The 10,853-nt window shown below is 52.7% G+C and carries 11 protein-coding genes; 3 read left to right on the top strand and 8 right to left on the bottom strand.

Features of this window, described 5'->3' with window-relative positions; genetic code table 11:
• Nucleotides 1-865 (bottom strand): ESPR domain-containing protein (locus AC07RZ_RS04815; RefSeq protein WP_494667102.1); only part of this gene is annotated, 865 nt, incomplete at its 3' end.
• A 282-nt stretch (nucleotides 866-1,147) separates the two neighbouring features.
• Between AC07RZ_RS04815 and AC07RZ_RS04810 the strand changes: the two genes are divergently transcribed.
• Nucleotides 1,148-1,333: a hypothetical protein gene (locus AC07RZ_RS04810; RefSeq protein WP_342831207.1), complete on the top strand. Its 186-nt coding sequence runs from the start codon at nucleotides 1,148-1,150 to the stop codon at nucleotides 1,331-1,333.
• Between the two features lie 40 nt (nucleotides 1,334-1,373).
• Here the strand turns inward: AC07RZ_RS04810 and AC07RZ_RS04805 are convergent, their stop codons facing one another.
• The 3 genes from AC07RZ_RS04805 to AC07RZ_RS04795 form a co-directional block, all read right to left on the bottom strand.
• Nucleotides 1,374-2,702, bottom strand: a complete 1,329-nt coding sequence (locus AC07RZ_RS04805; protein ID WP_494667101.1) for a winged helix-turn-helix domain-containing protein — start codon at nucleotides 2,700-2,702, stop codon at nucleotides 1,374-1,376.
• A gap of 300 nt (nucleotides 2,703-3,002) precedes the next feature.
• On the bottom strand, nucleotides 3,003-3,179 hold the full coding sequence (locus tag AC07RZ_RS04800) for a hypothetical protein (protein WP_494667100.1): 177 nt from the start codon (nucleotides 3,177-3,179) through the stop codon (nucleotides 3,003-3,005).
• A 60-nt stretch (nucleotides 3,180-3,239) separates the two neighbouring features.
• Entirely contained in the window at nucleotides 3,240-3,704 is a 465-nt protein-coding gene (locus AC07RZ_RS04795; protein ID WP_494667099.1) for a transposase, read from the bottom strand.
• Between the two features lie 339 nt (nucleotides 3,705-4,043).
• Between AC07RZ_RS04795 and AC07RZ_RS04790 the strand changes: the two genes are divergently transcribed.
• Nucleotides 4,044-4,328, top strand: a complete 285-nt coding sequence (locus AC07RZ_RS04790) for a hypothetical protein (RefSeq protein WP_144737152.1) — start codon at nucleotides 4,044-4,046, stop codon at nucleotides 4,326-4,328.
• A gap of 145 nt (nucleotides 4,329-4,473) precedes the next feature.
• Here AC07RZ_RS04790 and AC07RZ_RS04785 read toward each other — a convergent pair whose 3' ends face one another.
• From AC07RZ_RS04785 to AC07RZ_RS04770, 4 genes are all read right to left on the bottom strand, one after another.
• Nucleotides 4,474-5,874: a winged helix-turn-helix domain-containing protein gene (locus AC07RZ_RS04785; RefSeq protein WP_494667098.1), complete on the bottom strand. Its 1,401-nt coding sequence runs from the start codon at nucleotides 5,872-5,874 to the stop codon at nucleotides 4,474-4,476.
• Between the two features lie 136 nt (nucleotides 5,875-6,010).
• A complete protein-coding gene (locus AC07RZ_RS04780; protein WP_494667097.1) occupies nucleotides 6,011-7,417 on the bottom strand; it encodes a winged helix-turn-helix domain-containing protein in 1,407 nt (468 codons plus the stop codon).
• Between the two features lie 158 nt (nucleotides 7,418-7,575).
• A complete protein-coding gene (locus tag AC07RZ_RS04775; RefSeq protein WP_494667096.1) occupies nucleotides 7,576-8,019 on the bottom strand; it encodes a tetratricopeptide repeat protein in 444 nt (147 codons plus the stop codon).
• A 276-nt stretch (nucleotides 8,020-8,295) separates the two neighbouring features.
• Nucleotides 8,296-8,550: a hypothetical protein gene (locus AC07RZ_RS04770; protein ID WP_494667095.1), complete on the bottom strand. Its 255-nt coding sequence runs from the start codon at nucleotides 8,548-8,550 to the stop codon at nucleotides 8,296-8,298.
• 453 nt (nucleotides 8,551-9,003) lie between these two features.
• Between AC07RZ_RS04770 and AC07RZ_RS04765 the strand changes: the two genes are divergently transcribed.
• The gene (locus AC07RZ_RS04765; RefSeq protein ID WP_494667094.1) at nucleotides 9,004-10,770 is read left to right on the top strand and encodes an ABC transporter substrate-binding protein; all 1,767 of its coding nucleotides are present in this window, start codon (nucleotides 9,004-9,006) and stop codon (nucleotides 10,768-10,770) included.
• The last annotated feature ends 83 nt before the right edge of the window (nucleotides 10,771-10,853 follow it).

Genomic DNA, 10,853 nt, shown 5'->3' with positions numbered 1-10,853 from the left:
TACTCAGACCAGTGGAAGTCGAGGTCGACAACGACGAAACATTGCTATTCGTTGTACTCAGGCCGGTCGACGTTGACGTCGACAATGAAGCGATGCCAGTTGACGTGGACGTCGACAGCGACGTCACATTGCTATTGGTGGTGCTCAGGCCCGTTGATGTCGAAGTCGACAACGATGCCACGTTACTGTTGGTTGTACTCAAGCCAGTCGAGGTCGATGTCGACAGCGAGCTTAACTGGCTGAAATTTACGCCGTCAGTCGGAGCTGTTCCGGCCAGGACATTAGTCAGCTTATTGTTCGCCAGGCTAGCCCCGCTGGAGAACGTCGCAAGGCCACTACTCGAAAAGGTCCCGGTCACAGCCGAGTTACCTTTTAAATTTATGCCGGTAGGACCGTAAAGTGTAATACTTCCAGCTGAATTGTTCCCCGTTTGGCCAATATACATATACGCCGACGTAGCGCTAGCCGTCCCGCCATTTCCCGAATTATTTTCAGAGATAATTACCCCCGTTCCTTGTGTACCAGAAGGGCCGCAATTTCCTTCGCCAGCTGCACCCGCATCATTCATACCCTGCCAACCCGCCGCTGTCACCCCTAACAAAGTCCAAGAGTTAAGGCTCGTGCCGGCACAATTTCCTATATAGCCAGCCCACGCTATATCTGTAAAAAATCCGAATAGAAAAATAACAGAAATATTCTTAGCAATGGTCTTTACAGAAAAATTCCGCCCCGCCGTTTCGGATAATTTTCTGACCTGTGACACCGAGGTATTGCTCTTCCCCTTGCCAGCATTTTTTGCCGATTCCCCCACCACACAATAATCACCAGAGGTTTTATTCCAGATGACTCGATAAACTTTGTTCATTTTTATATCTCCCAACAATCGTCAATTCAATTCAGGCATATGAAATTTGCTCGACACAAGCACCTATATCTGACTTGTTGAAATCGAGATAATCGCGTCATGAAGCATTAAATTCGCGAGCAATACATTCAATAACTGATAATGTAGGCGGCTTTTTCGGAGTTGCGACCTCGCCCAACAATGCTTAACGAAACCATCAGGAAGGCGTAAGCATTTGTTGTTTTTGCATTGGATAAGATAAGAAAATTGACCTGCTGAAAAAGCCGCCACATTGAAAACGCCATGCAAAAGACAAATGCGCTTTTGTCGAAAGCGCATCCGGATGGATTGTGCAAAGGGGGTATCGAGGACTTATCCAGCAATGCGGGAAGACAGCCCGAGGCGGGTTATAAACACCCAACTGCCACTGGCGAAAATATTCTTGTCATCGGAGAAATAGCCATCCGCGACAGGCATCGCATGGCCTAGACAATCACGGACCGTCCGCGAATCGCGTATTGGATAGTGATTAACCCGAAAATATGCGCGCAAGAATGGCGGGGTATTCCGGACACTCCTTAAGTGCCGAATTTTCGACAAAGCTCAGCAAAATCGGCAGATGGCCACAACCGGCATGCGTAGCCTCTTTCACCCTGAGCAGCGCTGCGTCAACCAGATCGAGGGCTATCAGGGCCGCCAGATGCGTTACCCGGATGCTGGCGCTGGCAGACGCCTGCGCATCAATCAATTCCAAGGCGGCTGCCCTGTCGCCACATCGCGCAAGCACATAGGAAATAGTTCCCGCAGCGTAGATCCAGGACGAACGGCTTAAGGTAATCTGCCTCGCGGCGTGCGCCAGTTCCGGCTGAGGATCCGCAAACGCCAGCATGCCCAGCAAATACAGATAGACTTGCTGGCTGTCTGGATGGATGCGATACGCCTCGCGCGCGTGCTCGACCATGTCGATGACGCTGGCGCCGGCAGCGGCAAGGGCCCGCGCATGCATGATCGACTGCTCGGGCGAAAAGGGATTCAGTTCGACGGCGGAGCGAAACGCCATGACGGCGCAGGGTGTTGCGCCAGTCGCGAGCAGGTGCAAGCCATAATTGAAATGCGTGGAAGGATTTTCCGGCGCCAGAAGCAACGCTTGCTCATGCATGAGCAGGGCTTCATCAAACTGCCACTTGCCGTCGAGAAGATAAGCCTTTTGTGACTGCAAATCCGATGCGCCAGGCTCGGTGCGCTCGATAGAAGCCAGTATTTCCAGCGCTTCGTCAATCGCCCTCGGGCAGCCAGGCATCCCGTTGATCGCACGATTGGCCATGCATTGGACCAATACCAGTTTCGCCGGAATGTAATCAGGGGCTTGAGAGACGACATCGTTGATGATCGATTCTGCTCGGTCATAGGCAGCTGGCGAATGATTCTGGAGAATTTGTTGCGCGTAGAGGCAGGCAGCCGTTATTGAAGGATGCACTTTGGCCGCGGCGGATTGGCGGCCGCGGTCCGATAGCAACCGGGCCGAGGCGTCCACAGTCTCCGGCAGGATGGTCAGGCGATATCCGAGCCCATACAATGAATCGATTTTTATCATGCCGATATGCGAGAGCACCCGCCGCAGCTGCGCCATGCAACGCGCGAGACTTTCATTCGACATCCGCCCATTCCATACATGCAGGGCAAAATCCTTCTTTGACACCGACTTCGGCCAGGCGCTCAGCAAAAGACTTAATGCCCCTCTCTCCTTAGGCGGCAAATCGAGTATCGCATTGTTATAAGCCACAAATCCATGCTGATCGACTGTAAATCCAACAGATTCGGGAGCAATGCCCGGAGTGTGACGATGCCAGTGTTGCATTTTTCTTCTTATAAAATTCGAAAACAACTATCGCCTTATCTCCAGCTGCCTGACATTCCCCCAACCACGATCATCGCCAGGTTCAACGGCACGGGGCTCAATCAGGTAAACAATATTGAAGGCCGTTTTATATTCAATATTTTTTGAATTGATTTAACCAGGAAAAATTATCTTTTCTTCCCTGCCCTGCCAAGCTTCTTGCAATGCTATATGCACTTTGATCCTTTGTAACGACAATGCGCACTGCCTTGAAAAATCATCATAAAGACATAATCATTGGTTGCGAGGTAACCACGATCCTCATGACTCATGCAGGCTGTTCCAGTCGGCACGGCGTTGCCTGCTTTCTTCCAGCACATCCTCAAGCATTCGGCGCGCCTCGACTTTTTTTCTCGCCGTGGCTAGGCATGTATCCCTGGCCGCAGGTCCGCAAATGTCAGTACCGATTCCTTCATCGGCAACCTGAAATTCAGCCATCAATTTCTCCAAAAATTTTCAAATCAGCCTACATGGAAATTCAGCTTCTTTCGCCCGGCATCAAAGATTCATGCCCCCATTGTCTTTAAGTGGCCCTACCAATGACAGCCAGGTCACGCCGGCCTCACTTTCATTATATTTTTCCAAGCCCCTTCTCAGCGAATTTACTGAGGCTGCATAAATTTCACGTTCAACTTTCCTGGTCTTTCTTCTGACAGCATCTTCTGTTTGCTGATCGGCATATTCGGCAATCTTCTCCATTGCGATACGCAGTTCCCCCTCGCCATCCAGGTCCTGCACTATCTGGCGCCAGAAGCCGCTTTGGTTCCACCGTCTAAACCGCATATAAATGGCATTCCATCCTCCGAATTCGGATGATAATTCGCTCCAGCAGCGACGATCGGAGACATGCAAAAGCACGGCCTCGATAAATAACCGGTTATTGCGCCCGCTTACTCCCGGCGCGCCTTGCTTGCCAAGCAACAACGGTTCTAATTTTTCCCACTGATCATCCCGAAGAATCATGATTAACGCCCATCAAATAAGAGATTTAACCCAACTGCCGCACAGCCGGCATTGAATGGAATATAGGTGATTATTTTCTTCGTGTGACATACGAAAACAATGATTAACGAAATCATCAAGAAGACGTCATCATTTGTGGCATCGGCGAACCAGGAGAAGATGTGACGCGAAGATCGTTTTCGAAAAGCAACGAAAAGAATGAAATGCGTGCCGACAGGCAAGAGTCTGACCAAACGATATGGAAATTGACAACCATTGTGAAAGCACGCACAAACGAATGGACTGCAAGCGCCTTGATCTCTAGGATGAACGACTCGACTACCACGGGTTATAAGCCATATGGAAATGATCACGGACGACAAAGTGCTCGACGAACGCGTCGATGAAATCTTGAAGCTGGCAGCGCTTACGCTTTACGGTGCGAATGTCATCGGCCAGGTGCATGTTGTCATCAACGGAGTTTGCCGCTATCTCATCCTGGAAAAAGCAGGGGACCCGGAGTCCAATTTATTGGCTTTCAAAAATCGGTTAACGACCTTGAGCAATCTCACGCATCCCAGCCTGCCGGCTTACAAGAAAACCATCGACTACGCTGCATCGTTGATCGTTATAGAGGCGCCTTGATTTCTTCAGGCAGAAAACCAAGGGCATCGTCCGTTACGAAAGACCGCGCTTTCGAATATTGGCGACTAGTCTTTCCGGAAGAAATGGCAACGGCAGCTCCAGCGCCGGAGAATGCGGCGCCAATGTTCTTTCATTGCGCCGTTGCTCACTTCGCAGGCACGCGGCCAAATACCTTGGCGTGTACCTCTGCGTAATCCGGATGTTGTTTCAGCGCCGCGCATTCCGGAACGCTGAGTGAAAAAGGCAGGACGCCAAATCCGGTTTCAGCGGCCGCCCTCACCTTCACCATTCCTTCGTCAAGCATGCCCATGGCAGTTAACGCCGCCAGGTGTATGCCATGGACACTGCTGTGCTTCTCAATGATTTCCAGCGCCCCGGCATGGTCGCCGCAACGCGCAAGTATGTATGCCACGGCCCTCGACGAGAGCGCGTGCGCATAGCGGTTCTTTTCCACGAAATGACGTGCGGCATGGGCGACTTCCGGTTGCGGGTCCACCCAGGCTAGCGTGTAGAGCAGATTCACATAAGTCGAGGGGCTATCCGGATGCGATGAATATGCGCTTCGTGCTTGCGCCAAGACTTCGGCTGGATCCATGTTTGCACAAGCGTAGGCACGTACCAGTCCGACGGCCATGTTCGGGGAGAATGGATTGAGCTGGACGGCAGAATGCAAAGCACTGACTGCCTCGGACGGAGCATTGCTGGTCAGCAGATGAAAACCATAACGATAATAGGCGACGTCATCGTCGGGCGACATTTGCAAGGCCTGTTCGTGCGCGCCCCTGGCTTCATCGAAATGCCACTTGCAATCGAGGAGGTAGCCTATCTGCGACTGCAGGCCTTGCAAATACGGCTCGGCCTCTTGAACTAACCTTAACTGGCCAAGGGCATCGTCGATTTGCGAGCGCTGTATGTTCCCGTCAAAAAACGCCCTCTCGGCTACGTATTGCGCGAGCAGGAGCTTGGCCACCATATAGTCGGGGGCCTTGGCGATGACATTTTTGAGTATGGCTTCCGCTTGGGAAAAGGCGTCCAGCGACCGGCGTTCCAGTAATTGCCGGGCGTGGATGCAAGCCTCTACCAGCGCCGCATGGGGCTTTACCGCATCGGATTTGCGAGGAGGAATTGTCGCCGGCACAACCGATAATCGCCGCACTTTATCCGACAAAATCGTCAGACGATAACCCTGGCCATAAAAGGAATCGATCTGCGCGACGCCAAGATTGGAGAGGCCTCGGCGCAGTTGCGTAATACAGCGCGCCAAACTTTCATCCGACATGCGCCCTGCCCAGACATTTTTTGAAAAGTCTTCTTTTAAAACGACTTTAGGCCAGGCATTGAGCAACAGACGGAAAGCGCCGCGTTCCTTGGGCGGTAAAAACAGGAGCGAGTTTTTGTAAGAAACAAAACCATCCCGGTCTATATCGAATCCGGCTGATACGGGATCTATATCGGCAAGTGCGCCTGATGAGTTATGCATTTCGAGTGATCCAAAATATTTCATGCAATTTCTGCAATCATCGACAGCCAAATTTGCATCACTCATATTCTATCGACTATGCAGTGCCGATTGTTACATTTCCCCTTGGAATTTGCACGATAGCCGGGCTTCCCTCGAAATGCCTCCCCACATGGGCAAAAACGCAGGTAGCCGAAACCGAAACGTTATATACAGATTGCCGCTAAATTGGTTTTCCGGGCATGCGGGAAAATACTTTCGCATGTACTTGGGGATAGTCAGGGTGTTGTTTCAGCGCAGAGTTTTCAGGAACATTGAGTAAAAAGGGCAAGACGCCAAATCCGGTTTCAGCAGCAGCCTTCACTTTTATCATCGCCTCGTCCAGCAATCCCATTGCAACCAAAGCCGCCAGATGTATCCCATGGACACTGCCATGCTTTTCAATGACTTCCAGCGCCCCGGCATGGTCGCCGCAACGCGCAAGTACGTATGCCACGGCCCTGGACGTCAGGGCGTGCGCATAGCGGTTCTTTTGTACGAAATGACGTGCGGCATGGGCGACTTCCGGTTGCGGATCCACCCAGGCTCGCGTGTAGAGCAGATTCACATAAGTCCAAGGACTATCCGGATGAGATGAATATGCGCTTCGTGCTTGCGCCAAGACTTCGGCTGGATCCATGTTTGCGCAAGCGCAGGCACGCACCAGCATAGTGGCAATGTTCGGTGAGAACGGATTGAGCTGAGCCGCAAAACGGAAAGCGTCGACAGCCTCGGATGAGGCATTGGTGTAGATCAGGTGATAACCGTAGCGATAATAGGCGACGTCATCGTCGGGAGACATTTGCAAGGCCTGTTCGTGCGCCCCCCTGGCTTCATCGAAATGCCACTTGCAATCAAGAAGATGGCCTGTCAGTGATTGCAAACCTTGCAAATGCGGCTCGGCCTCTTGAGCGAACCTTAACTGGCCAAGGGCATCGTCAATTTGGGAGCGCTGTATATTCGCATCAAAAAACCCCCGCTCGGCCACGTATTGTGCGAGCAGGAGCTTGGCCACCATATAGTCGGGAGCCTTGGAGATGACATTTTTGAGTATGGCTTCCGCTTGGGAAAAGGCGTCCTGCGAACGACGTTCAAGTAGTTGCCGGGCGTGGATGCAAGCCTCGACCAGCGCTGCATGGGGCTTTACCGCATCGGATTTGTGTGGAGGAACCGTCGCCGGCGCGCCTGACAAGCGCCGCACTTTATCCGACAAAATCGTCAGACGATAACCCTGGCCATAAAAGGAATCGATCTGCGCGACGCCAAGATTGGAGAGGCCCCGGCGCAGTTGCGTAATACAGCGCGCCAAACTTTCATCCGACATGCGCCCAGCCCAGACATTTTTTGAAAAGTCTTCTTTTAAAACGACTTTAGGCCAGGCATTGAGCAACAGACGGAAAGCGCCGCGTTCCTTGGGCGGTAAAAACAGGAGCGAGTTTTTGTAAGAAACAAAACCATCCCGGTCTGTAGCGAATCCGGCTGACACGGGATCTATATCGGCAAGTGCGCCTGATGAGTTATGCATTTCGAGTGATCCAAAATATTTCATGCAATTTTTGCAATCATCGACAGCTAAATTTGCATCACTCATATTCTATCGACTATGCAGTGCCGATTGTTACATTTCCCCTTGGAATTTGCACGATAACTGGACTTCCCTCGCAATGGCTTCCCACATGGCCGGCCGCAATTCTTGCCCACAGCTTATCGTAGGCAATATCATCGTCAATCGTCAGGCATTTCAGCCTGTCAATGAGGTTGTGACGCAAGAATAGCGGCGGCACGCTTTTCCACGGACTCGGCGCTTTCTTCTCTTCCTGTCTGGCGGTACACCAAGGCCAACTGGCTGAGCGTGTTGACGACATCCGGATGATCTTGGCCAAGTATCCGCTCCCTTATCGCCAGTGTTCGCTTGAGAAACGATTCGGCCAGCGTGTATTGTTTCTGGGTGGAATATAGCCACCCTAGATTACTCATTATTCCCGCAATATCCAGAGGGAGCGCGGCGGCAGTTCCCTGGATGACTTGGAGAGCTGTCTTTTCCGCGGCGATAGCGGCGGAAAACTGTCCTTGCCGGCTCAGTGCCACGGCCTGGTTATTCAAGTTTCCCCAGTTATCTTCTTGTGCATATGCCGGCAGGTTTCCGCCAAATGCCAGCAAAAGCAGCAGCAGCGGTTTCGTCGCTATTTTCATGAAATTATCAACTCCCTCTATCCATTCATTCCAAACCGGCTATATTTTTGACCATGCAATTGGCACTGGCCTTAAAACCCAGGAATAGCTGACTTGTACCTCACTCCGGTAAGTGGGCCTCGTATAGTTCATTGAAAACAATGTAGGCGCTGCAGGAAAGACAGATGAGCGGCCGTCAGTGGCTAGCTCCGGCTCTTGGGGCGCAGGTTTGCTTGCCGTATTCGATGTTTTCATGCGGGATGCGGTTTCTTGAGTCATTGCTTGATAAGAGGAAGCTCAAACCATGCTTTTGCAACGTCCGAACGGATCATGGCAGTGAAGAATCGGAGGATCGTTGCTCGCATTTGCGATAGCATTTTCAGCCAAGACTTCCTTGATCGTTGTTACAGAAACGGCATATCTGTTGGCCAGCATCCGAGTAGGCGCAATGCTGCCGGCGTTGACCAGCGCCACATGTTCGGCTTTTAACGCCGCATGGCTCCATGTTCCGTCCTGGTCCCTGGCTGTGCCGGGTTTTTTAGTGATTTGCATATTCGATAGCTTTCTATGCCGGAAATTTCAAAAAAATCATTGTGTCCCGTCTTGCTTTTGTTACGGCATCGCACAGCATTTGACGACACGGATATGGCAACAGAGTGGCGACAGTCGGCAACTGCCCAGGGCTAATGAATGACAATCAGCGAGCTGCGTACTCCCAGCGAGCTGAATTGCCATAGATATGATTTATGGGGATATTAGGGACAGGCGAGCGGCCTGTCTATTGGCTTGCATGGCATTTCACAAGAGTTTTCAAATCCATCATGAATAAGAAAGTATTGCGCCTTGTCAAATACAACAGGATGCCAATTATTTTCCGAGTGGAATTGGCCAGGATTTATCGTATCCTGGTTCGTCATGCCAGAAAGGCGAAACGGACCCGCACCCAGTCAAAAGGGAATGAAAATGTGTCGTCAGTTATCGGATCGGTTTGGATTTAAAAAGATATTGATAGGGCAAATACTGGTTATCGCAGTGTTTGCCGGCAGCGTCGGCGCCGCCGCCGGCGCCAGCCCGGCCGACCCGTCGAAAGTGATCAGGATGGGTTTCGAAGCAGCCGATGACGGCTTCGACATGCTCAGGACAGCCAATTTCTATTCCGGCTGGGTCAGCGAAGTCATCTACGAAACCCTGCTCACTTATGACTACCTGGCCAGGCCAGCCAAGCTGGTGCCGCAAACCGCGGAAGCCATGCCGGAAATCAGCGCAGACGGCAAGACCTATACCTTCCACATCAGGAAAGGCATTTATTTTTCTCCTGACCCGGCATTCAAGGGTGTGCGCAGAGAACTGACTGCCGAAGACTATATATACACGCTCAAGCGCGTTCTCGATCCGCAAAGCCGGTCCGTACACGCGAGTTTCCTCGCCGGCAAGATCGTCGGCCTGGACGATCTCGCCGCCCAGGCGCAAAAGAGCGGCCGCTTCAACTACGATGCCCCGGTGGCCGGCTTGCAGGCGCCAGACCGCTACACCTTGCGCATCACCCTCAACGCCAAGGACTATAATTTCCTGAACATCATGGCCTATCTGGCCTTCGGCGCGGTGGCCCAGGAAATCATCAACGCCTACGGCTCGCAAAGCGGACAGCATCCGGTCGGAACAGGTCCGTACATGCTGCAAACCTATGTCCCGCGCAGCAAGATCGTGCTGGTCGCCAATCCCGAGTATCGCGGCTTTACCTGGGATTTCAAGCCATCCTCCGACGCCATCGACACGCAAATCGTCAAAGACATGCAGGGCAAGCGCATGCCCCAGGTCGGCAGGGTCGAGATCAACATCATCGAAGAAGAGCAATCGCGCTGGCTGGCGTTCCAGGGCAAGCAGATCGATGTCGACAAGATGCCGCTGCTGGCCGCCCCGGCGGTATTGGACGGCGACAGGCTGAAGCCGGAATACGCTGGACAAGGCATCCAGCTACAGCGCATTGTCGACGCCAGCGCCAGCTATACGGTCATGAACTACAAGGATCCGGTCATAGGCGGCAACAGCCTCGGCAAGATTGCTCTGCGGCGTGCGATCGCCATGGCGTATGACAGCAAGCGGGAAGTCGCCATATTGCATCATGGCCAGGCCGCCAGGCTGGAAATGTTCATTCCGCCAGGTGTTGCCGGCTACGATCCAAACTACCGCAACAGCGTCGCCTACGATCCGGCGCTGGCCAACAAGCTGCTGGATCATTTCGGCTACAGGCGCGGCGCCGACGGCTACCGCGCCATGCCAGACGGAAAACCGCTGCTGCTGACATTCACCCGCGAACCAGCAGCGTCCTCTCAAGAAATGTCGGAACTATGGAAGCGTTGCCTGGACGAGATCGGCATCCGTTCCGAATTCGTCGTCAATAATTTTTCCGACAACCTGAAAGCCGCAATCCAGTGCAAGCTGATGTTGTGGAACGTCGGCTGGACGGCGGTCTATCCGGAAGGACAGAATTTCATGCAATTGCTGCGTGGCCCCAACATCGGCCAGAGCAATCTCGGCTGCTATGACTCGCCGGCCTACGACGCGCTGTACGACAAAGCGGTTGCCTTGCCGCCCGGTCCTGAGCGCAATCAGATCTACCTGCAGATGAATCGCCAGATTGAAGCAGACTCGGCCCTGGTGCTGAAAACCACCCGCATCCGCAGCTGGCTCGCGCGGCCATGGGTCAAGGGTTTCAAGAAACATCCGATCCTGCACGCCGAATGGCAGTACATCGATGTCGTCAAGCATTGACTGGCGTCGCCGCCGGTACGGTTCTGATCCACAGCGGATCAGTTTCAGACGCAAATCTGTTATGAGGGCAGTTCGGGGCGGTT

This window comes from Collimonas sp. GW821-FHT07E08 (assembly GCF_059418905.1).
Note: the sequence above shows the minus strand (reverse complement) of the source record. Positions and strands in the feature narration are given on the sequence as shown.